The sequence below is a fragment of the Rhizobium brockwellii genome, from assembly GCF_000769405.2.
GTDB lineage: Bacteria > Pseudomonadota > Alphaproteobacteria > Rhizobiales > Rhizobiaceae > Rhizobium > Rhizobium brockwellii.
The window spans coordinates 59,096-79,544 of the sequence record NZ_CP053439.1; the positions used below are offsets into that span (position 1 = coordinate 59,096).

The following is a 20,449-nucleotide window of genomic DNA, read 5'->3' on the forward strand; positions in this document are numbered from 1 at the left end:
TGCCGGATAATTCCATAGTCGGAAAAGATGGGTTATGGGAACGCCATGACCATCAAGCCACTCATCATTCTTCCCGATCCCGTTCTCCGCCAGCTGTCCAAGCCGATCGAGCGGGTGGATTCCGACCTGCAGCGTCTTGCCGACGATATGCTGGAAACCATGTATGACGCGCCGGGCATCGGCCTTGCCGCGATTCAGATCGGCGTGCCGCGCCGTATGCTCGTCATCGACATCGCCCGCGAGGGTGAGGAAAAGCAGCCGCAGGTCTTCATCAATCCTGAGATCGTCAAATCCTCCGACGAGCGCTCCGTCTATGAGGAAGGCTGTCTTTCGATTCCAGATTATTATGCCGAGGTCGAGCGCCCGGCTGTCGTCTCGGTCAAATATCTCGACCGCAACGGCAAGGAACAGACCGTGGAAGCCGACGGCCTGCTCGCCACCTGCCTGCAGCACGAGATCGACCACCTGAACGGCGTGCTGTTCATCGATTACATCTCGCGGCTGAAGCGGGAGATGGTCATCAAGAAATTCACCAAGGCGGCCAAGTCGAAGGCGATCTGACGCTGCGTTGAAATTTCACCGGCAACGCACTATGATATCACTGATATCATAGTGGAGGCGCCATATGGGTGACTTTCTGATCAGAAACATTTCCGAAGCAATGAAACGAGACATTGCGGAATCGGCGCAGCGGAGCGGAAACAGCCTTTCCGACGAGGCCAAGGAGCTTTTGCGGGACGCGCTGAAAAGAAAAACCGAAGCAAAGCCCGAGACTTTGTCGGCGTATGAAGCAATACGCGCCGCTTTCGTCAGCGAAAACGCAGTTGACGATGAATTCGCTGCAATCATGGACGAAATCGAGGCCGCGCGGAAAAAGGATTTCGGCCGGCCGTTCGAGGATTTCGAATGATCGTTCTCGATACGAATGTGATTTCCGAGTTCGCCAAGCCATTGCCGAGTGAAAAGGTGAAGGCTTGGATATTGCGGCAGGATGGCTCGAGAATTTGGCTTTGCACGGTTGGCTTGATGGAGCAGATTTACGGAGCCGAAAGGGTTTTCTTGAAGACAGGATCAGACCGCTTCTTTCGCGCGATCGAGAATTTGGTGAAAGGCCAGTTTCGCGATCGTATCGCCGGCTGGGATTTGGAAACGGCCATGGCAACCGGTCGCTTGCGGGCGAAACGCGAAAGCATAGGGCGGCCGATTTCTGTCCAGGATGCCATGATTGCCGCGATCTGCCTTGCAAACGGCGCGACGCTTGCGACCCGCAACACCAGAGATTTCGAAGGGCTTGATCTCAAGCTCGTAAACCCGTTTGAAGACGGTTGATCCTCAATTGGCGAGATAAAATGTCTCTTCGCATCATCTTCATGGGAACACCGGAGTTCTCGGTTCCGACCCTGCGCCTGCTCGTCGATGCCGGACACAGGATCGTTGCGGTCTATACGCAGCCGCCGCGGCCGGGTGGGCGGCGCGGCCTCGATCTGCAGAAATCGCCGGTGCATCAGGCCGCCGAACTGCTCGGCCTGCCTGTCTTCACCCCGGTCAATTTCAAGGACCCCGAGGAGCGCGAAAGGTTTCGTGGCTTGAATGCCGATGTCGGCGTCGTCGTTGCTTACGGGCTATTGCTGCCGGAAGCGATTTTGAACGGCACCCGCGATGGCTGCTACAACGGTCATGCCTCGCTGCTGCCGCGCTGGCGGGGTGCGGCACCCATCCAGCGGGCGATCATGGCCGGCGACGCAAAGACCGGCATGATGGTGATGAAGATGGACAGGGGTCTGGATACCGGCGCCGTCGCACTCACCCGCGAGGTCGAGATCGGCCCGAACATGACGGCTGGCGAGTTGCACGACCGGCTGATGCTGGTCGGCGCCAAGGCGATGGCGGAAGCCATGGTGAAGCTCGAAATGAACGACCTGCCGCTGACGCCGCAGCCCGAAGACGGCGTGCTCTATGCCGCCAAGATCGACAAGGCCGAGACGCGCATCGATTTTTCCAGGGACGCCGGCGACGTACACAATCACATCCGCGGCCTGGCGCCGTTTCCCGGTGCCTGGTTCGAGCTCGAGATCGGCGGCAAGCCGGAGCGGGTCAAGGTGCTGGCGTCCGAGCTGGCTGAAGGGCAGGGTGCGGCCGGGCAATTGCTGACGGATGATCTGGTGGTCGCCTGCGGCTCGGGCGCGGTGAGGCTGACCAGGCTGCAGAAGGCCGGCGGCAAGCCGTTGGCGGCGGCCGATTTCCTCAGGGGCACGCCGCTTGCGGCGGGCACGAGGCTTAGCTGATGCCGCGTTTCCGCATGACCGTCGAATATGACGGCGGCCCCTATGTCGGCTGGCAGCGGCAGGAAAATGGCCACTCTGTGCAGGGCGCGATTGAGGCGGCGGTGCTGTCACTGACCGGCGAGACGGTCTTGGTGCGCGGCGCAGGCCGTACCGATTCCGGCGTCCACGCCATGGGGCAGGTGATCCATGCCGATCTTTCGAAGGAGTGGTCGCCCTACCAGTTGCAGAATGCGTTGAACGCGCATCTGAGGCTCGCCGGCGAGCGGGTCTCCATCCTCGACGTCCAGGCGGCTCCCGAGTTCTTCGATGCCCGTTTTTCGGCGCTGCGGCGCCATTACCTCTATCGCATCGTCAGCCGCCGGGCGCCGCTGGCGCTCGAAGCCGGCAAGGCCTGGTGGGTGCCGAAGGTGCTCGACCACGAGGTCATGCATGCCGCCGCCCAGAGGCTGGTCGGTAAGCACGATTTCTCCACCTTCCGCGCCGCCCATTGCCAGGCAAACAGCCCGGTGCGCACGCTCGACCGGCTGGATGTGACGCGCAATGGCGAGCTGATCGAGATCCGCGCCACGGCGCAGAGTTTTCTCCACAACCAGATCCGTTCCTTCGCCGGCACGCTGAAGCTCGCCGGCGAAGGCAAATGGACGCCTGATGATGTCGAGGCCGCGCTTAAGGCGCGCGACCGCAAGGCCTGCGGCCCAGTGGCGCCGCCGGACGGGCTCTATTTCATGCAGGTGGATTATCCCGAGGTGATCCCCGATCGCCGAAGGCCGGTCACCGATACCGATGATGATCTGTCATGAAAATACCGCTCCAGCAGGAGCCTGATCAGACGGGATAGATGCCGAGGAAGTGCTGCAGATATTCCGAAAGGATCATCGATGGCACGAGCAGCACCAGCGTCAGCGCCCCGACCATCAGCGCGTGACCGTGGCAGATCATCCGGATAATGCGCGCCAGCACGAAGACCTGCGCCAGCATGAAGGCGAGCAGCAGCAGCGAGACGAGGCCGATGGATCCAGGCAGGAAGAACACCAGCGCCAGCAGCAGCCCGTTGATATAGGAGAGCGGCACGCCGAGCCAGTTGACGCTGACGACGACGGGCGCGAAACGCTCGCCCATCCGGAAGGCAAGCAGCAGAACCCCGGCAAAAACCAGCGGCACGAACCAGTTGGCGACCTCCACGAGGCCGAGCCTGATATAGAAGGCAAAATCGACATCGGCTTCCGGCGGCATCGACCGCAGGAAGGCCTGTCGCCACCAGAGCCAGGAAATACCCATCGGCGGCAGGCACCAGAGCATCGCCCAGAACGAACGGTTGACGCCGCGCTCCGACATATCGAGATAGCGGAAGCCGCGCGGATCCAGCCGGATCAGCAGCCAGAGGCCGGCCAGGTAATATTGAACTTCCCTAAAGCCCGGCATTGGCGAACCAGCGGGCGATGAAGGTTTCGTAGATTGCAGTCAGCGTCTCCAGATCGGCGACAGCGACACGTTCATCGACCATGTGCATCGTCTGGCCGACGAGGCCGAACTCGACGACCGGGCAATAATCCTTGATGAAGCGCGCATCCGATGTGCCGCCGGTGGTCGAAAGCCGCGGTGACTGGCCGGCAACGCTTTCGACGGCTGAAGACAGCGAGGCGATCAGCGCATTGTTGCGCGTCAGGAAGACATGGCTCGGCCGGTCGGCCCAGACGATATCGTATTTCACGGGTTCGCGGCCCGGCCGCAACGCGCCGTTGCCGGCGGCGGCGTCGAGGCGCCGCAGGATTTCGGCGCGCAGCGTTTCGACCGTCCAGCTGTCGTTGAAGCGGATGTTGAAGCTTGCGGATGCCTTGGCCGGAATGACGTTGGTCGCCGGATTGCCGACATCGACCGTGGTCACTTCGAGGTTCGACGGCTGGAAATCACCGGTGCCGCCGTCAAACGGCGGGTCCATCAGCGCCTGCGTCAGCTGCAGCATGCCGCGCACCGGATTGTCGGCAAGATGCGGATAGGCGGCATGGCCCTGCACGCCGTGCACGGTGATTTTACCCGACAGCGAGCCGCGCCGGCCGATCTTGATCATGTCGCCGAGCCTGTCCGGATTGGTCGGCTCGCCGACAAGGCAGGCATCCCAGCGCTCGCCGCGTTCGGCCGCCCATTGCAGCAGTTTGATCGTGCCGTTGATCGCCGGGCCTTCTTCGTCGCCGGTGATCAAAAAGGAAATCGAGCCGTTGGGCGGCCCGTTTTTCTCGATATGCCGGGCGACGGCGGCGACGAAACAGGCGATGCCGCCCTTCATGTCGACGGCGCCGCGGCCGAAAAGCTCGCCCTTCGAAATCTCCGCTGCAAAAGGTGGATGCGTCCAGGCGGCTTCGTCGCCGACCGGCACGACATCGGTATGGCCGGCAAACATCAGATGCGGGCCGTCCTTGCCGAGGCGGGCATAGAGGTTTTCGATCTCGGGTGTTCCCTCTTCGCTCGCCTTCACCCTGTCGACCGCAAAGCCGAGCGGCGCAAGCATGGCCTCCAGCGCCGTGAGCGCGCCGCCTTCGGCGGGCGTCACGGACGGGCAGCGAATCAGCGTCTGGAGATTGGCGACGGGGTCGGTAGCGGTCATGGCGGTCGAACTATCCGGCGGGAATGGCAAAGACATGGCAAGGCGGGGCCGCCTCGCGTAAAAAGACGCCGTCTGTTTACCGGATCAATGTCCCGGTGTCATCAATCTCTGAGCAGCTCGTTGATGCCGGTCTTCGAGCGGGTCTTCTCATCGACGCGCTTGACGATGACGGCGCAGTAGAGATGTGGCGCCGGCTGGCCGTTGCCCATCGTCGCATTGCCCGACGGCATCGATCCGGCGACGACGACGGAATAGGGCGGCACTTCGCCGTAGCTCACCTCGCCGGTGGCGCGGTCGACGATCTTGGTCGACTTGCCGATAAAGACGCCCATGCCGAGCACCGAGCCTTCGCGGATGATGCAGCCTTCGACCACCTCGGAACGGGCGCCGATGAAGCAATTGTCCTCGATGATCGTCGGGCCGGCCTGCATCGGCTCCAACACGCCGCCGATGCCGACACCGCCGGAGAGATGCACGTGCTTGCCGATCTGCGCACAGGAGCCGACCGTCGCCCAGGTATCGACCATCGTGCCTTCGCCGACATAGGCGCCGAGATTGACGAAGGAGGGCATCAGGATCGCGTTCGGGGCGATATAGGCCGAGCGGCGCACGACGCAGTTCGGCACGGCGCGGAAGCCGGCGGCGCGGAAATGGTTCTCGCCCCAGTTTTCGAACTTCGAGGGAACCTTGTCCCACCAGGTCGAGTTGCCCGAGCCGCCCTTCACCACGTCCATGTCGTTGAGGCGGAAGGACAAGAGCACGGCCTTCTTCAGCCACTGATTGACCGTCCAGGCGCCGTCGGCGGAGCGTTCGGCGACACGGGCCTTGCCGGCATCGAGCAGATCGAGCGCGGCTTCGACCGCATCGCGAACCTCGCCCTTCGTCGACGTGTTCACATTGTCGCGATTGTCGAAGGCGGATTCGATGATCTTTTCGAGGGATGCGAGGTCGGTGGCGCTCATGAGAATTCCTTAAACTTCGATCTTTATCGTGGAGACGGGGTGTCTCCGGAATTGCGGTTGGCGGGGTTTACCCTGCTCTACAGCATGAAGCCGTAGAACGGAATGATTTTTCCGACAAGATCATACCTGGATTCAAGGCGTTATAGCGACATATCCGGCTTCGTAGCCGGCAATACCGAAAGGCATTTCGACATGGCGAAGGGACGAAACGGCGGATCGCGGCGCAAGGACGGCGTATGGGACCCGCTGAAGAGCAGCTCGACCGACAAGCAGCGCGCCGAGGCCGTGCCGAAGACGCCGCAGACGATGTCGCCTGCCTACCGCCTTGCCTATGTCGATCAGGATTTCCTCTGCCGCGAGGAGCTGCGGCCGATCCGCCTCCAGCTGGAACTGATGAAGCCGGAGATGATGCTGACCGAACGCGGCATTAAATCAACAGTCGTCATGTTCGGCGGCGCCCGCATTCCCGCCCCCGGCCAGAGCGCCTGGGCGGCCCGCAACGACATCCAGCGCGTCAACCTGGAGGCGGCCTCGGTTTATTATGATGAGGCGCGCAAATTCTCCCGGCTCTGCTCGAGATATTCGGCCACCTTCAATTTCCACGAATATGTCATCGTCACCGGCGGCGGCCCCGGCGTGATGGAGGCCGGCAATCGCGGCGCGGCCGACGAGGGCGCCCCTTCGATCGGCCTCAACATCGTGCTGCCGCACGAGCAGGCGCCGAACGCCTATGTGACGCCGGAGCTCAGCTTCAACTTCCACTATTTCGCCATCCGCAAGATGCATTTCATGGTGCGCGCCAAGGCGATCGCGGTCTTTCCCGGCGGCTTCGGCACGCTCGACGAATTCTTCGAGTGCCTGACGCTGATCCAGACCGGCCGCATGGAGCGCCTGCCGCTAATCCTCTTCGGCGAGACCTTCTGGAGGAGCATCATCAATTTCGAGGCATTGGCCGAATTCGGCACGATCGCGCCCGACGACGTCAAGCTGATCAGCTTCGTCGATACGGCAGAAGCCGCTTGGAAGATCGTCCAGGATTTCTACGAACACCGCGAATAGCAGCCAGAACGCGGCGTTTCGACGAAGCCCCACTCTTTCCCCGCCGGAGCAGGGGAAAGAGTGGGGATAGATCGGCTCGTCCGGCCTTACAGAAGTGGCCGGTCCGGCATGTCGTCGATCGAGATGACGCCGTCCTTGTTGCGGTCCATCCGAGTGAACAGCTTGTCCATGCCGGCTTCAGCTTCCTGTTTGGAAATCTGGCCGTTCTGGTCGGTGTCGACCCGGTGCATCATCACCGAGGCACGCATGATGTTGCCGCCATGGCGCATCCAGCGATGTCCGTCACGACCCTCGTGATCACCCTGAGGCGGCTGGCCCTGGTCGTTATTATCAGGCGTCGCGTCTGCGGTCTTCGCATCCTTGTTATTGCTGGCATCCTGCTTGCGCTGATCTCTCATCGCCTGCATCTGCGCTTTCTGGTATGCGCCGATTTCGCCTGGGGTCAGCGAGCCGTCCTTGTTGGAGTCGATCGCAGCGAAGATCTTGTCGATGCCGGCGGTCGCCTCGTCCTTGGAGATCTGTCCGTCCTTGTTGGTGTCGAACTGCTTGAGCATTCTGACATACGTGATTTCGCGGAAGGCGGCAGGCCCCGGACCGTGCATGGGACCGTGCCTGCCGGGGTGCTGACGCGGCCCGTCACCGGGCGCTGCATAGCCGGCTCCGGCGGCTGCGCCGAAGATGAGGGTGGAGGAAAGCGCTGCCAGTATCAGCTTGTTGCGGTACATCGTGTTTGCCTTTCGTAAGGTGTCCCCTCACGAAAGAAGCTATGGCAGCAGGCCCGCAAGACCAGTTAAACATCGGTAAGCTTGAGTGAAAACTTGGTAATGCTTCAGCCGGTAATCTTGCCGAGAAAAGCGGCAAGGTCGTCGGTGACGAAATCGATATGATCCTCATCGCCGCTGGTCTTTTCCCACCATTCGACGACCGTCTCTTCCAGATTGCGCGGCACCAGCAGCACCGTCTGCATGCCGAGCGCCTTCGGCACCGTCAGGTTGCGCGGCAGATCCTCGAACATCGCCGCCTTGGTGGTTTCGACCCGCTTCAGCGCCATGAACTTGTCGTAGGTCGCCTGCGCCGGCTTCGGCACGTAGTCGGCGGCGACGATATCGAAAATGTCGTCGAAATGCTCGAGAATGCCGAGCGCCTCCGCCGTCATTTCTGCATGTTTGACGCTGCCATTGGTGAAGATGAACTTGCGCCCCGGCAGCGCCTTGATCGCCTCGCCGAGTTCCGGCTGCGGCGTCAGCGCCGTGTAGTCGATCGCATGCGCCTTTTCGAGAAAGTCGTTCGGGTCGATGCCGTGATGGATCATCAGGCCCTGCAGCGTCGTGCCATGCTCGAGGTAATATTGCTTCTGCAGCTTGCGCGCCTCTTCCCGCTCCATCTGCAGGAGTGCCGCGACATAGGCGGTCATGTTCTTGTCGATCTGCGCGAAGAGATTGACATGATGCGGATAGAGCGTGTTGTCGAGGTCGAAGACCCAGTCTGTGACGTGCTCGAAATCGGCTTTATCAGGCGTGCGGTGGATCTTGGTCATGGCGGTCTTATGGCACGGCTTATCCGCCAAGGAAATCGACAAGAAAGAATAGACGCCCGATTTTCGGCGGACGGCGCAGGCACGGAATGCTAGAAAGCGGTCATGCTTTTCGAACGCCCCGACGATGATACGCTCTATGATGCCCTGATCGCGCGCAGCGCCGATTATGAGGGCCAGGCCTATGTCTGCGTCAAGACGACAGGCATCTTCTGTCGTCTGACCTGCCCGGCGCGCAAGCCGAAGCGGGAAAATTCGCTCTTTTTCGATACGATCGCCGCCTGCATGCATTCAGGCTTCCGTCCGTGCCAGCGTTGCAGGCCGCTGGAACAGCCGGGCAGGGAGCCGATCGTCGACGAGTTGCTTGCCGCGCTCGACCGCGAGCCGCAGCTGCGCTGGACCGAGGATGAGCTCGTGCGGCGAGGCCGTGATCCCTCGACCGTGCGTCGCGCCTTCAAGCGGGCGCTCGGCATGACCTTCCACGATATCGTCCGGTATCGCCGGTTGGGCGAGGCGGCCCGGCAGCTGGCCGATGGCGCGCGTGTCATCGATGCGCAGCTCGAGGCGGGATATGACTCCCCAAGCGGTTTCCGGGCGGCTTTCCAGCGGCTGGTCGGCAAGGCGCCGGCGCTGTCGCAGAACCGCGAACTGCTCTTTGCCGACTGGTTCGAGACGGCGCTCGGACCGATGGTGGCCGTCGCCGACCGGACGCATCTGCACCTTCTTGAATTCCACGACCGCAAAGCGCTGCCGACCGAACTCGAGGCGCTGCAGAAGCGTGTTCGCTCCTCGGTTGCGATCGGCCGCACGCCGGCGATCGACCAGATCGAGGCGGAGATTCGGGATTATTTCGAAGGGCGGCTCACAGTCTTCAAGACGCCATTGGCGCTTGGCGGCACGCCCTTCGAAAAACACGTCTGGGCAAAGCTCATGGATATCCCTGCCGGCCAGACGCGCGCCTATGGCGATCTTGCAAGGCAGATGGAAAGGCCGGAGGTCGTGCGTGCCGTCGGCCGCGCCAACGGCGCCAACCAGCTCGCCATCATCGTGCCCTGCCACCGCATCCTCGGCGCGGATGGTTCGTTGACCGGCTATGGCGGCGGGCTCTGGCGCAAGCAATGGCTGCTGCGGCATGAAGAGAAGATCAGAGCACAAGCACCTAACGTGGAGGAGACGGCATGAACCAGAGTGAAAAGGCCAAGGCGTTCGGCGCATTGCACCGCAAGGGCGATCCGGTTGTTCTCTACAATATCTGGGATGCCGGCACGGCCAAGGCGGTTGCCGATGCCGGCGCCAAGGCGCTTGCGACGGGAAGCTGGTCGGTCGCCGCTGCCCATGGTTATGCCGACGGCGAGAAGCTGCCGATGTCGGTGCTGGTCGAAACGGCAAAATCCATCACCGCTGTCGTCGATCTGCCGCTTTCGGTCGATTTCGAAGGCGCCTATTCGGCAGAGCCTGAGGGTGCGGCCGCCAACGTCGCCAAGCTGGTGGAGGTCGGCGCTATCGGCATCAATTTCGAGGATCAGGTGGTCGGTGGTGGCGGGCTTTATCCGGCCGAGAGCCAGGCCGCCCGCATCCGCGCCATTCGCGCCATGGCCGATGGCAAGGGCATTCCCTTCTTCATCAATGCCCGCACCGATCTTTTCCTGGCCGAGAGCGATCTTTCCAAACATGCCGGTCTGGTGGACGAGGCGATCGAGCGAGGCAAGGCCTATGCGGCGGCCGGCGGCAGCGGCTTCTTCGTTCCCGGTCTGATCGATCCCGTATTGATCGAGAAGATCTGCGCGGCATCGCTGCTGCCGGTCAACATCATGATGCGGACGGGCGCTCCGGACGTGAAGACGCTCGCCAAGCTCGGCGTCGGCCGCGTCAGTTATGGTCCGGGGCCTTACCGGTCGATGATGGAAAAGTTGAAACAGGAGGCGGCGGCGATTTATAGCCTGCTCTGACGTCGAATGCCCGAGGGCCGCAGGTCTGCTACGAAAGGCTGCGGCCCGGAATGAAATCCCGTTCCGCTCAGGAACGGAAGCGCAGATTCCGCCGGCTGAGCTGGCTGACCGAGGTGCAGCCCATCAGCTTCATGCCGCGCTCGATCTCGGTGCGCATCGTCTCCAGCGCCCGTTCGACGCCGGGCTGTCCGGCCGCGGCAAGCGGGAAGAGATAGTAGCGCCCGAGCCCGACGGCCTTCGCTCCCAGCGACAGGGCTTTAAGAACATGCGTTCCCCGCTGCACGCCGCCATCCATCATCACGTCGATCCGGTCGCCCACGGCGTCGACGATCTCGGCCAACTGGTCGAATGCGCTGCGCGAGCCGTCGAGCTGGCGTCCGCCATGATTGGAAAGCACGATGCCGCTGCAGCCGATCTCTGCCGCGCGCTTGGCGTCTTCGACCGACATGATGCCCTTCAGGCAGAATGGCCCGCCCCATTCGCGCACCATCTCCGCCACGTCGTCCCACGACATCGAGGGGTCCAGCATCTCGGTGAAATATCGGCTGATCGACAGCGTGCCGCCATCCATCTTGACGTGGTTTTCGAGCTGCGGCAGCCGGAAACGCTCATGAGTCAGCCAGTCGATTGCCCAGGAAGGCTTGATCGCGAACTGGGTCATGCCGGCAAGATTGAGCTTGAAGGGAATGGCAAAGCCCGTGCGCTTGTCGCGCTCGCGGTTGCCGCCGGTGATGCTGTCGACCGTCAGCATCATCGCCTGCACGCCGGCATTTTTCGCTCGCGCCATCATCTCGCGGTTGAGGCCGCGGTCCTTGTGGAAATAGAACTGATAGATCTGCGGCCCGTTGCTGATCTGTCTGGCTTCCTCCAGGCTGATCGTGCCGAGCGAGGAGACGCCGAACATCGTCCCGTGTTTTGCCGCCGCCGCCGCGACTGCCCGCTCCCCCTGGTGGTGAAAAAGACGCTGTAACGCCGTCGGTGAGCAATAGACCGGCATTGCGAGCTTCTGGCCCATGACGGTCACCGACATGTCGACCTCGGCCACACCGCGCAAAACGTCGGGCACCAGATCGCAAGCCTCGAAGGCCGCCGCATTGCGCCGGTACGTCACCTCGTCATCGGCACCGCCGTCGATATAGTCGAATATCGGCCCGGGGAGACGCCGTTTGGCCATGCGCCGGAAATCGTGAAAATTATAGCAGTCTATCAGGCGCATTTTGTTTCCTCGATACCCTGTTTCCGCGTCAGGAAGATCCGCCCTTCGTAAGTGAAGGGCGCAGCCTGGTTCAGGGAACGATCAGCGTTCCGACGCCGTGCTCGGTGAAGATCTCGAGCAGCACGGAATGGGCGGTCTTGCCGTTCAGGATGACGACTCCCTGCACGCCGGCCTTGATCGCATCGATGCAGGTCTCGACCTTGGGGATCATGCCGCCCGAAATCGTGCCATCTGCGATCAGCGCATGTGCTTCGGCGACCGAAAGCTCCTTGATGAGCTGGCCGTTCTTGTCGAGCACGCCCGGCACATCGGTCAGGAACAGCAGCCGGGTGGCATTCAGCGCACCGGCAATGGCGCCGGCAAAGGTATCTGCATTGATATTGTAGGTGGCGCCGTCGCGGCCAGGCGCCACGGGGGCGATGACCGGGATCATCTCGGAGCGGGCAAGCAGATCGAGCAGCGTCCGGTCGACCTCGACCACTTCGCCAACGAAACCGAGATCGAGCACACGCTCGATGTTCGAATCCGGATCCTTGATGGTCTTGCGCGCCTTTTCGGCGAAGACCATGTTGCCGTCCTTGCCGCAAAGGCCGATCGCCCATTCGCCGGTCTGGTTGATGAGCGCGACGATTTCCTTGTTGATCGAGCCGGCGAGCACCATCTCGACGATCTCGACCGTTTTCTGGTCGGTGACGCGAAGGCCGCCCTCGAATTTCGATTCGATGCCCATCTTGCTCAGCATGGCGCCAATCTGCGGGCCGCCGCCGTGAACGACGATCGGGTTGACGCCCGATTGCTTCAGGAGCGCGATGTCGCTGGCAAAGGCCTTGCCGAGCTCGGGATTGCCCATGGCGTGGCCGCCATATTTCACGACAATCGTCTTGTTCTCGTAACGCTGCATGAAGGGCAGTGCCTTGGCCAGAAGCCGTGCCTGCATTTCGCTTTCGGTTTCGTTCATGGGAACCCCGCAGAATTGTTCGCGGCCTTTTATCGCAAGTTTCTGACAGAGGGAATAATCCAGAGGGCAATAGTTTTTCGTATCTGTCGCGGAGCCGGACGTCGTTACCGTCTGGCGCACGCAAGCTTGAGATGAGGAACGGCATGCAAGGCGATGAGATCGCAGAGTTGATCGGCCGCGTCGCACTCGGCGACCGCAGGGCTTTCGTGGCCCTCTACAATCAGACCGGACCGAAACTTTTCTCGATCTGCCTGCGTATCTTGAAGGATCGCCCGGAAGCCGAAGAGGCCCTGCAGGAAGTCTATATCAGCATCTGGCAGCGCGCTCGCAGCTTTTCCGTCGCCTCGGGTTCGTCCTCGGCATGGCTGGCGGCAATTGCCCGCAACCGGTCGATCGATGCGCTGCGGGCACGCAAGCCCGTCGCCGACGAATTGGACACGGTCTACGATCTTGCCGATGCCGGACCCGACCCGGAAATGCAGACGGTGACCAAGGATGAAGGAAGGCGGATTGACACCTGCATGGAAGAGTTGGAAGCTGATCGTGCGGTCGCGGTGAAACGGGCTTATGTCGAAGGGCTGAGCTATCAGGAACTGGCCGATCAGTTTGGTATCCCGCTGAACACGATGCGGACCTGGCTCAGGCGCAGCCTCTTGAAACTGAGAGAGTGCATGGAACGATGACATCGCCCGACAAAAGCAAGGGAGACCGCTCCCGCGACGAGGTTCTCGCCGGCGAATATGTGCTTGGCGTCCTGTCGTTGCAGGATCGCCGGGTGGTGGAAGAGCGCATGCGCCACGACCGGCCCTTCGCTGCGATCGTCAGCCGCTGGGAAACCAATCTCTCCGCCTTCAACGATGAGTATGAAGGCGTTGCTCCGAACCGGGAAACCTTCAAGCAGATCGAGGCGCGGCTGTTCGGCGATGTCCAAAAGCCCCCGTCCTTTTCACAGGGAATCTGGAATTCCGCCGTTTTCTGGCGCTCGCTGAGCTTCGCCTGCATCGTCGTTGCCGCCAGCGCCGTCATATTCGCCTCCGGCGTGGTGCCGGAGCCGCAGGGACCGGCACCACTGGTGGCATCGCTTTCCGGCCAGAACAGCACCATCAATCTTCTTGCCTCCTATGAGCTGCAGAGCGGCCGGCTGAAGATCGTGCCGGCCGCCGCCGGCAAGCCGGAGGAGAAGTCGCTGGAACTCTGGCTGGTCCCGGGCAGCGGCATGACGAGATCGCTCGGCGTCTTCCAGCCGGGCGAAAGCGGTGAACTTGTCATTCCCGCCGAATTGCGCAGCCAAGTCGCCGATGGCGCAACACTTGCCGTCAGCCTCGAACCCTTCGGCGGTTCGCCGACCGGCCAGGCGACCGGTCCGGTGATCGCAAGCGGCCCCCTGCATCGACCATAATCGCACCGACCATAATGGTGCCGGCCATAATCGTGCCGGCGCAAATCAAATTTCTCCTGTCTGAAACTCTTCGGCGCGGCCCTCCGTAGTTCGAATTGTCCGGACGACGCTCAGGCATCAAGCCCCGCGGATGGTGTCCGGTGAGGAGAAAATCATGATCAAGTCCGTATTGCGCGGCTTCGCGCTCGCCGCCGCCATGTCCGCCGTCGCCTTTGCCGCCGCCAAGAACCCGGTGGTTGGCGGTGCGGCAATGTTCGACAGCAAGAACATCATCGAGAATGCCGTGAATTCCAAGGATCACACGACGCTGGTCGCCGCCGTCAAGGCCGCCGGCCTGGTCGGCACGCTCGAAGGCAAGGGCCCCTTCACCGTCTTTGCGCCGACCAACGAAGCTTTTGCCGCGCTGCCGAAGGGCACCGTCGATACGCTGCTGAAGCCGGAAAACAAGGCGACGCTCACCAAGGTTCTGACCTGCCACGTGGTTGCCGCCGATGCGATGGCCAAGACCGTTGCCAAGATGATCAAGGATGACGGCGGCGAGCACGACATCAAGACCGTCGGCGGCTGCGTGCTGAAAGCCAAGGAGAGCATGGGCAAGATCACGCTGACCGATGAAAACGGCGGCGTCTCCCATGTAACGATCGCCGACGTCAAGCAGTCGAACGGCGTCATCCACGTCGTCGACAAGGTGCTGCTGCCGAAGATGTAAGCCCGCTCGTATCGGCAGACGCATTGGGGCGCTCTTCGGGGCGCCCCAAACACAAACTGATGAGGTGGCTACCGCGTCTGAAAAGACGCGCGGCGCTCTATCGGGCCGCTTCAGCTCTTGGGAAGACGAGGGAGACACTCATGCCGGTGTCAGGGGATGAGATGACTTCAACCTCGGCGCGGGCATTCTGTTTCAGCGACTGTACGATCATCGCGCTCAGCTTTCCCGGCTGCGGCCAGCTCACATCCGGGGGAAGACCGACCCCGTTATCAGCAACGGTGATCCTGCACCCGGTATCGCTGACGACACAACGGAGTGTGATCTCGCCGCCATCACGCCCCACGAAGGCATGCTTCAGCGTATTGGTGAGGAGTTCGTTGATGACGAGACCGGCCGGCATGGCGACATCGACCGAAACCGGCCAGGTATCGACCTTCATGTCCAGCCGGATCCCTTCCACGGCATGGGCCGCCATCACCGAGGCGGCAATCTGGCTGACATAGGTGCCAAGATCGACTGTGGCGCCTCTCTCTTCGTCTGACAGCGAGCGATAGAGCAGGGCCAAGGCCTCAATCCGCCCCGCAAGCCGTGCAAACCTTTCGCTTTCCTCATTCTGTTGAGCATTGCGCGCCTCCATTCGGATGAGCGCCGTGATCATCTGAAGATTGTTCTTCACGCGGTGCTGAAGTTCGCGCAGAAGGACATCTTTCTCCGTCAGCAGTTCGCTGAAGCTCTCAGCGGCCGTCGCCTCATTGCGGGCAGCAAAGGCCACCAATCGGAAGAGTGGCGTGTCATCATCATCGACGATCGTATTCGACCAGACATCGATAATGACGGTGGTATCGGGTTCGGCCACCAGCGAGAAGGCACCAATATACTCCTCAGCAGAGGTCACAGCGGCCGTGAGCGGCACCTCTCCGGAGACGGCGGTAGAGTTCAATTCAATGTCCGGCCAGGGTTTTCCCTGGACCTCGGTTGCCTCAAGCGCCGTCAGCCGTTCGAATTCGAGGTTGACGTAAATCAGCGGCTCGTTGCCACCGAGTTCGGAGACAGCCACCGCGAATGGCACATGATCGAGAAAGTGTCGAAACCGGTCATCATCAAGGGCTTCGGCAAGATGGGGCAAGTTGCCGACGCCTTCCGGCGAAATCGGCTGGTCTTTGCTATCGGTCATCAATATTACTCTTGGACGCGGCTTTTCCCGCACAGCAGGAGAACTAGGGTTGCTTTAAAAACCGCGGGGACGCAAGCATTGATCGGCGGCACGTCCATCGATTTCCGGCCACAGGGTGATCTAAGCCCGGTCATAGGTAAATGACGTCAGCAGGGTCGTGACGAAATTGCTCGCCCTTTCCTTGACCAGCACTTCCGTCCATTCATCAGTCCCGCGCAGCCGTAAATCTGTGTAAATGCTGTCGACGGCCGCTTCTTCGATACGCTTGATATGCGTCTTGAACGAAGCCTCGCCGCCACCGTGATACATGTCTCTGATCACCATGCGCAGAATTTCCTGAATGGCGATCTGCCAGGCCGTATTGATCGACTGAAGTTCCTGCGGAGTCTCTGCCATTGATGCTTCCTTGATGTGAGTGAATATCAGCACGCTTTGGGTCGTGCTGCAGCGCGCGATCTGCATGCCGTCATTTCAGACGCGTTTTAAATCTCGAGCCTTGGCGATCGGGTTGTGATCTCAGCGGGCCCTGGCGCGTTTTGCAATGAGGGCAGAGGTTGCCGACACCCGGTCACTCTGTTCCCGCGCAAGTCGGGCCTCACGAAGCCGCAACGTCTTTGCCTGTTGCGATTGGGCGTCCGATTCGAGCTCTTCGGCCGCCTGGTTCTTCGCGAAGAACTGGGTCTGGACGTTGCCGAAGGCAATCTCCGCCCGCTGTCGAGATTTGCTGTATGTCTCTGTCATGTTGGCTCCGATACGGTTGGGCTCGACGCGCGAGCGAAAACAAAAAAGGCCAGGCAAATCGCCTGGCCTTGGATTGATAACGTGCTTCCGGCAGTGCCAGTACATCCGTGGTCAAAGGGAAGCAGATACCGATTTAAGCGTTCTGGAGATTGCAAGCGGACATCTTGCCCGACTTGTTGTCACGCTCGAGGTCGAAGCCGATCTTCTGGCCTTCGACGAGGTCGCGCATTCCGGCACGCTCGACGGCGGAGATGTGAACGAAGGCGTCAGCGTCGCCATTGTCAGGCTGAATGAACCCGAAGCCTTTGGTGGAATTGAACCATTTAACTGTGCCAGTGGTCATGATGATGAACCCTTTCATAGCAACATTGAAGAACCGCAACGCCAAGGCGATGCGGATGGTGATAGCGATTTTTGAAAGGAAGTTCGTTCAGGGCGCGGTGCCAATCGCGCGATAACCAAGCCAGCAAGCAAAATTCGATGCTCGCTATCTAGCTCAACAAGCTTGCGTCGTCAACCGTTAGTTTTCCGCGGGCGTTATGTTCAACCATTAGATGTCGCGGAGACCTTTACACCAAACGGGGCTCCGCGTCCGGGGCACATACGTCCTCTACTTCCACCGGGCGATGCCGACGGTTTCGGCGATCGCCTGGCGCAGCTCGTCCAGCCCATCGCCTTTTTCGGACGAGGTGGACAGAACGCCGGGATAGGCGGCCGGGCGCTTGCGGATCTTTTCTGCCGTTTCGGCAAGCAGTTTCGGCAAACCAGCCGCCTTGATCTTGTCGGTCTTGGTCAGCACGATCTGGTAGGAGACGGCGGCCTTGTCGAGCAGATCAAGCACGTCATCGTCGTTCTTCTTGATGCCGTGGCGGCTGTCGATCAGCACATAGACGCGCTTCAGCGTCGCGCGGCCGCGCAGGTAATCGAAGACGAGCTTGGTCCACTTGTCGACCTGCTCCTTCGGCGCCTGCGCATAACCATAGCCCGGCATGTCGACGATCGCCGTCGGCGGCAGGTCTTGGCCTTCGCCGGAATAACCGTCCGGCACGAAATAATTGAGTTCCTGCGTGCGTCCCGGCGTATTCGAGGTGCGCGCCAGGCCCTTCTGGCCGACCAGCGCATTGATCAGCGAGGATTTGCCGACATTCGAGCGACCGGCAAAGGCCACTTCCAACGGCCCTTCCGGCGGCAGGAAGTTCAGGGACGGTACGCCGCGGATGAAGATCCATGGGTGGCCGAAGAGCGGCTTTTCGGTTTCGGGCATGCGGGCTCTGCAATCTTTGGGTTGGGTCTTTTACCGGGCTTCGTGGTTTTGCGGGCGGATGTCAAGCTTCGAGGCCGCTGCAGCCTATTGCTTTGCCTCCTTCTTCCGCTGCCGGAAAAGAAAAGCCCCGCCGGAGCGGGGCTTGGCAAGCATCATTTCGACGGCGCCGTTTTTCGTCGAAACAGACCCTTCAGATTGTCGAAGAGTTCAACTTTGACGCCGTGGCGCTTCATGATCACCGACTGCTGCGCCACCGAGAGCGTGTTGTTCCAGGCCCAGTAGATGACCAAGCCGGCCGGGAAGCTTGCCAGCATGAACATGAATACCAGCGGCATCCAGGTGAAGATCATCGCCTGCGTCGGATCGGGCGGCGTCGGGTTCATGCGCATCTGCAAGAACATCGTGATGCCCATGATCAGCGGCCAGACGCCGAGATGCAGAATGGTCGGCGCCTCGAAGGGCAGCAGGCCGAACAGATTGACGATCGTCGTCGGATCGGGCGCCGAAAGATCCTTGATCCAACCGAAGAACGGCGCGTGCCGCATTTCGATGGTGATGTAGATCACCTTGTAGAGCGAGAAGAAGATCGGGATCTGCAGCGCCACTGGCCAGCAGCCGGCGATCGGATTGATCTTCTCTTCCTTGTAGAGCTGCATCGTCGCCTGCTGCAGCCCCATGCGGTCGTCGGCGAATTTCGCCTTCAGCTCCTCCATCTTCGGCTGCATGCGCTTCATGTTCGCCATCGAAGCGTACTGCTTGCTGGCGAGCGGGAAGAACAGAGCCTTGACGACGATCGTGGTGCACAGGATCGCGACGCCGAAATTGCCGAAGTAGCGGAAGAAGAAGTCCATCAGCTTGAACATCGGCTTGGTGATGAAATAGAACCAGCCCCAGTCGATCAGCCGGTCGAATTTCGGGATCGAGTAGCTGGCCTCATAACCGTCGATGACGGGCACTTCCTTGGCGCCGGCGAAGACGAGGTTCTTTAGTTCGATCGATTGGCCCGGCGCAACGGTGAAGGCATCTTCCTTGTAGTCGGCCTGATAGCGCGGCTGACCATCGGCAAAATGCGAGAAGCTTGCCTCATAGGGAGCGCTCTGCGGTGGAACGATCGTCGCGGCCCAGTATTTGTCGGTAATGCCGAGCCAGCCACCGGTGGATTTGGCCGGCTTGACGGCTTCCTTTTCGGCGGCGGCATATTTGGTTTCGACGAGTCCGTCATCGCCGATGACGCCGATGAAGCCTTCATGCAGCACGTAGACGGAGGGCGTCGTCGGCTTGTTGTAGCGTGTCACGCGGCCGTAAGAATTGAGCGCGGCGGGCGCCTGGCCGGCATTCTCGATCTTGTCGGCGACGGTGAACATGTAGCGTTCGTCGACGGAAATCGTACGGGTGAACGTCAGGCCCTTGTCATTGGTGTAGGAAAGCGTCACCGGCGTCTTTTCGGTGAGCTTGGCGCCTTCCGGAGCCGTCCAGAGCGTCGAGGGACCGGGAACGCTGCCCGTCGCGTCACTGCCGATATAGCCGAGCTCGGTGAAGTAACCGTCCTTGGTTTCGGCCGGGCTGAACAGCGTGATGATCGGGCTCGAGTCGTCGACGGTCTCGTGGTAGCCCTTGAGCTTCAGGTCGTCGAGGCGGGCGCCGGTAAGGTTGATCGAGCCGGAGAGGGCAGCAGTGTCGATGACGACGCGCGGGCTCTTTGCCAGCGCCTGCTCGAGCGTCGCTGTTGCGGCCGCCTGGCTGGTAGGTGCCGCACCGCTCGGCTGGGCCGGCGTCTGACCGCCTGCTGCCGGCTGCTGCACCTGCTCGGTCTGCTGCTGCGCCTTCTGGGCTTCCTGCGCCTTGCGCTGGGCCTCGATGCGCGGATTCATATAGAGAAATTGCCAGCCGAGGACGATCAGCACCGAGAGAGCGATCGCAATGAAGTAATTGCGGTTGTTTTCCATCATACGTTCCTGGGGCGTCCGTCTCCGGAGCGCCGGTGTTTCGGCCTGGTTTCCACGCGGGATTTCAGTTCCGCGGCCAATTCCTGGAAGGACGCGTCAAGCACGTCCCTGCGCGCGACAACCACATAGTCGTGTCCGGGCTGCATTGCAAACCCCGCATGAAGCCGCACCGCCTCTTTCAGGCGGCGGCGCATGCGGTTCCGTTCGACCGCGTTGCCATGTTTTTTGGTGACTGTAAAACCGACGCGTGCCTGGCTGTCGGGTTCCTTCCGGTCGAGGACTTCGAGAAGGAAAAGGCCGCCCCGGCGTTTTTCGCCCTCGCGCGCGGCAAGAAACTGCGGGCGGCTCTTCAGCCGCCCGACAGTGTGTTTCTTCTCACTGATCGTCAATTCGCCCGCCATCTCTTACCGGGCAGCCCGGCTTACGCCGACAGACGATTGCGGCCCTGCGCGCGGCGGGCTGCGATGACCTTGCGGCCACCCTTCGTGGACATGCGCGCACGGAAACCGTGGCGACGCTTGCGAACAAGCTTGGATGGTTGGTAGGTACGCTTCATTTATTTTAAACACCGCGGAGTGCGGCCCTTCTTGAATTTGCATAATGCAAGGAGCGTTGTTTTTCGAACGGGCGAGCCATGAAAGGCTTGAGTGA

At 61.2% G+C, this 20,449-nt stretch carries 26 protein-coding genes; 11 read left to right on the plus strand and 15 right to left on the minus strand.

The window, feature by feature from the left end:
* Positions 1 to 45 precede the first annotated feature (45 nt).
* The 5 genes from def to truA all read left to right on the plus strand — a co-directional run bounded on the left by def (position 46) and on the right by truA (position 3,085).
* On the plus strand, positions 46 to 561 hold the full coding sequence (gene def / locus RLCC275e_RS00290; protein WP_033179461.1) for a peptide deformylase: 516 nt from the start codon (positions 46 to 48) through the stop codon (positions 559 to 561).
* Between the two features lie 64 nt (positions 562 to 625).
* Complete coding sequence (locus RLCC275e_RS00295; RefSeq protein ID WP_018070090.1) at positions 626 to 910, plus strand: plasmid stabilization protein; 285 nt, start codon at positions 626 to 628, stop codon at positions 908 to 910.
* On the plus strand, positions 907 to 1,329 hold the full coding sequence (locus tag RLCC275e_RS00300; protein ID WP_033179430.1) for a type II toxin-antitoxin system VapC family toxin: 423 nt from the start codon (positions 907 to 909) through the stop codon (positions 1,327 to 1,329). Before RLCC275e_RS00295 ends, RLCC275e_RS00300 begins: the two co-directional genes overlap by 4 nt.
* A gap of 20 nt (positions 1,330 to 1,349) precedes the next feature.
* Positions 1,350 to 2,285 carry a methionyl-tRNA formyltransferase gene (gene fmt / locus RLCC275e_RS00305; protein WP_033179431.1) on the plus strand — a complete coding sequence of 312 codons (936 nt, stop codon included), beginning with the start codon at positions 1,350 to 1,352 and terminating at the stop codon, positions 2,283 to 2,285.
* On the plus strand, positions 2,285 to 3,085 hold the full coding sequence (truA, locus tag RLCC275e_RS00310) for a tRNA pseudouridine(38-40) synthase TruA (RefSeq protein ID WP_033179432.1): 801 nt from the start codon (positions 2,285 to 2,287) through the stop codon (positions 3,083 to 3,085). The genes fmt and truA overlap by 1 nt, the downstream gene beginning before the upstream one ends.
* A 25-nt stretch (positions 3,086 to 3,110) precedes the next feature.
* Here the strand turns inward: truA and RLCC275e_RS00315 are convergent, their stop codons facing one another.
* From RLCC275e_RS00315 to dapD, 3 genes are all read right to left on the minus strand, one after another.
* Entirely contained in the window at positions 3,111 to 3,707 is a 597-nt protein-coding gene (locus RLCC275e_RS00315; RefSeq protein WP_033179433.1) for a hypothetical protein, read from the minus strand.
* A complete protein-coding gene (gene dapE, locus RLCC275e_RS00320) occupies positions 3,694 to 4,887 on the minus strand; it encodes a succinyl-diaminopimelate desuccinylase (RefSeq protein ID WP_033179434.1) in 1,194 nt (397 codons plus the stop codon). The genes RLCC275e_RS00315 and dapE overlap by 14 nt, the downstream gene beginning before the upstream one ends.
* Positions 4,888 to 4,988: 101 nt before the next feature.
* A complete protein-coding gene (dapD, locus tag RLCC275e_RS00325) occupies positions 4,989 to 5,849 on the minus strand; it encodes a 2,3,4,5-tetrahydropyridine-2,6-dicarboxylate N-succinyltransferase (protein ID WP_033179435.1) in 861 nt (286 codons plus the stop codon).
* A gap of 192 nt (positions 5,850 to 6,041) precedes the next feature.
* Here dapD and RLCC275e_RS00330 point away from each other — a divergent pair, with 192 nt between their 5' ends.
* Positions 6,042 to 6,908, plus strand: coding sequence for an LOG family protein (locus RLCC275e_RS00330; RefSeq protein ID WP_033179462.1), 867 nt, complete (start codon positions 6,042 to 6,044; stop codon positions 6,906 to 6,908).
* 86 nt (positions 6,909 to 6,994) lie between these two features.
* Here RLCC275e_RS00330 and RLCC275e_RS00335 read toward each other — a convergent pair whose 3' ends face one another.
* Both RLCC275e_RS00335 and RLCC275e_RS00340 read right to left on the minus strand, forming a co-directional pair.
* Positions 6,995 to 7,633 (minus strand): EF-hand domain-containing protein, encoded by a 639-nt coding sequence (locus tag RLCC275e_RS00335; protein ID WP_033179436.1) that lies wholly within the window; start codon positions 7,631 to 7,633, stop codon positions 6,995 to 6,997.
* 104 nt (positions 7,634 to 7,737) lie between these two features.
* Positions 7,738 to 8,445 carry a pyrimidine 5'-nucleotidase gene (locus tag RLCC275e_RS00340; RefSeq protein WP_033179437.1) on the minus strand — a complete coding sequence of 236 codons (708 nt, stop codon included), beginning with the start codon at positions 8,443 to 8,445 and terminating at the stop codon, positions 7,738 to 7,740.
* A gap of 102 nt (positions 8,446 to 8,547) precedes the next feature.
* Here RLCC275e_RS00340 and RLCC275e_RS00345 point away from each other — a divergent pair, with 102 nt between their 5' ends.
* Both RLCC275e_RS00345 and RLCC275e_RS00350 read left to right on the plus strand, forming a co-directional pair.
* Positions 8,548 to 9,624, plus strand: a complete 1,077-nt coding sequence (locus tag RLCC275e_RS00345) for a bifunctional transcriptional activator/DNA repair enzyme AdaA (protein WP_033179438.1) — start codon at positions 8,548 to 8,550, stop codon at positions 9,622 to 9,624.
* Entirely contained in the window at positions 9,621 to 10,391 is a 771-nt protein-coding gene (locus RLCC275e_RS00350) for an isocitrate lyase/PEP mutase family protein (protein ID WP_033179439.1), read from the plus strand. The genes RLCC275e_RS00345 and RLCC275e_RS00350 overlap by 4 nt, the downstream gene beginning before the upstream one ends.
* 67 nt (positions 10,392 to 10,458) lie before the next feature.
* Here the strand turns inward: RLCC275e_RS00350 and RLCC275e_RS00355 are convergent, their stop codons facing one another.
* Positions 10,459 to 11,607, minus strand: a complete 1,149-nt coding sequence (locus RLCC275e_RS00355; protein WP_033179440.1) for an alpha-hydroxy acid oxidase — start codon at positions 11,605 to 11,607, stop codon at positions 10,459 to 10,461.
* A gap of 70 nt (positions 11,608 to 11,677) precedes the next feature.
* Positions 11,678 to 12,565 carry an acetylglutamate kinase gene (gene argB, locus RLCC275e_RS00360; protein ID WP_003556104.1) on the minus strand — a complete coding sequence of 296 codons (888 nt, stop codon included), beginning with the start codon at positions 12,563 to 12,565 and terminating at the stop codon, positions 11,678 to 11,680.
* Between the two features lie 143 nt (positions 12,566 to 12,708).
* On the opposite strand from argB, the gene RLCC275e_RS00365 reads away from it, so the two are divergent.
* From RLCC275e_RS00365 to RLCC275e_RS00375, 3 genes are all read left to right on the plus strand, one after another.
* The gene (locus RLCC275e_RS00365; protein WP_033179441.1) at positions 12,709 to 13,248 is read left to right on the plus strand and encodes a sigma-70 family RNA polymerase sigma factor; all 540 of its coding nucleotides are present in this window, start codon (positions 12,709 to 12,711) and stop codon (positions 13,246 to 13,248) included.
* Positions 13,245 to 13,964: an anti-sigma factor gene (locus RLCC275e_RS00370; RefSeq protein ID WP_033179442.1), complete on the plus strand. Its 720-nt coding sequence runs from the start codon at positions 13,245 to 13,247 to the stop codon at positions 13,962 to 13,964. Before RLCC275e_RS00365 ends, RLCC275e_RS00370 begins: the two co-directional genes overlap by 4 nt.
* 154 nt (positions 13,965 to 14,118) lie before the next feature.
* Entirely contained in the window at positions 14,119 to 14,673 is a 555-nt protein-coding gene (locus RLCC275e_RS00375) for a fasciclin domain-containing protein (RefSeq protein WP_003556107.1), read from the plus strand.
* 97 nt (positions 14,674 to 14,770) lie between these two features.
* On the opposite strand, the gene RLCC275e_RS00380 is transcribed toward RLCC275e_RS00375, so the two are convergent.
* From RLCC275e_RS00380 to rpmH, 8 genes are all read right to left on the minus strand, one after another.
* The gene (locus RLCC275e_RS00380; protein ID WP_033179443.1) at positions 14,771 to 15,847 is read right to left on the minus strand and encodes a sensor histidine kinase; all 1,077 of its coding nucleotides are present in this window, start codon (positions 15,845 to 15,847) and stop codon (positions 14,771 to 14,773) included.
* A 120-nt stretch (positions 15,848 to 15,967) separates the two neighbouring features.
* Positions 15,968 to 16,243, minus strand: coding sequence for a hypothetical protein (locus RLCC275e_RS00385; protein WP_003556110.1), 276 nt, complete (start codon positions 16,241 to 16,243; stop codon positions 15,968 to 15,970).
* 120 nt (positions 16,244 to 16,363) lie between these two features.
* On the minus strand, positions 16,364 to 16,588 hold the full coding sequence (locus tag RLCC275e_RS00390; RefSeq protein WP_003556111.1) for a hypothetical protein: 225 nt from the start codon (positions 16,586 to 16,588) through the stop codon (positions 16,364 to 16,366).
* A 133-nt stretch (positions 16,589 to 16,721) separates the two neighbouring features.
* Positions 16,722 to 16,931, minus strand: a complete 210-nt coding sequence (locus tag RLCC275e_RS00395) for a cold-shock protein (RefSeq protein WP_003556113.1) — start codon at positions 16,929 to 16,931, stop codon at positions 16,722 to 16,724.
* A 267-nt stretch (positions 16,932 to 17,198) separates the two neighbouring features.
* The gene (gene yihA / locus RLCC275e_RS00400) at positions 17,199 to 17,852 is read right to left on the minus strand and encodes a ribosome biogenesis GTP-binding protein YihA/YsxC (protein ID WP_033179444.1); all 654 of its coding nucleotides are present in this window, start codon (positions 17,850 to 17,852) and stop codon (positions 17,199 to 17,201) included.
* A gap of 152 nt (positions 17,853 to 18,004) precedes the next feature.
* Positions 18,005 to 19,798: a membrane protein insertase YidC gene (gene yidC / locus RLCC275e_RS00405; RefSeq protein ID WP_130693730.1), complete on the minus strand. Its 1,794-nt coding sequence runs from the start codon at positions 19,796 to 19,798 to the stop codon at positions 18,005 to 18,007.
* Entirely contained in the window at positions 19,798 to 20,199 is a 402-nt protein-coding gene (gene rnpA / locus RLCC275e_RS00410) for a ribonuclease P protein component (protein WP_003545005.1), read from the minus strand. The genes yidC and rnpA overlap by 1 nt, the downstream gene beginning before the upstream one ends.
* Positions 20,200 to 20,219: 20 nt before the next feature.
* A complete protein-coding gene (gene rpmH, locus RLCC275e_RS00415) occupies positions 20,220 to 20,354 on the minus strand; it encodes a 50S ribosomal protein L34 (protein WP_003545006.1) in 135 nt (44 codons plus the stop codon).
* Between the last annotated feature and the right edge of the window lie 95 nt (positions 20,355 to 20,449).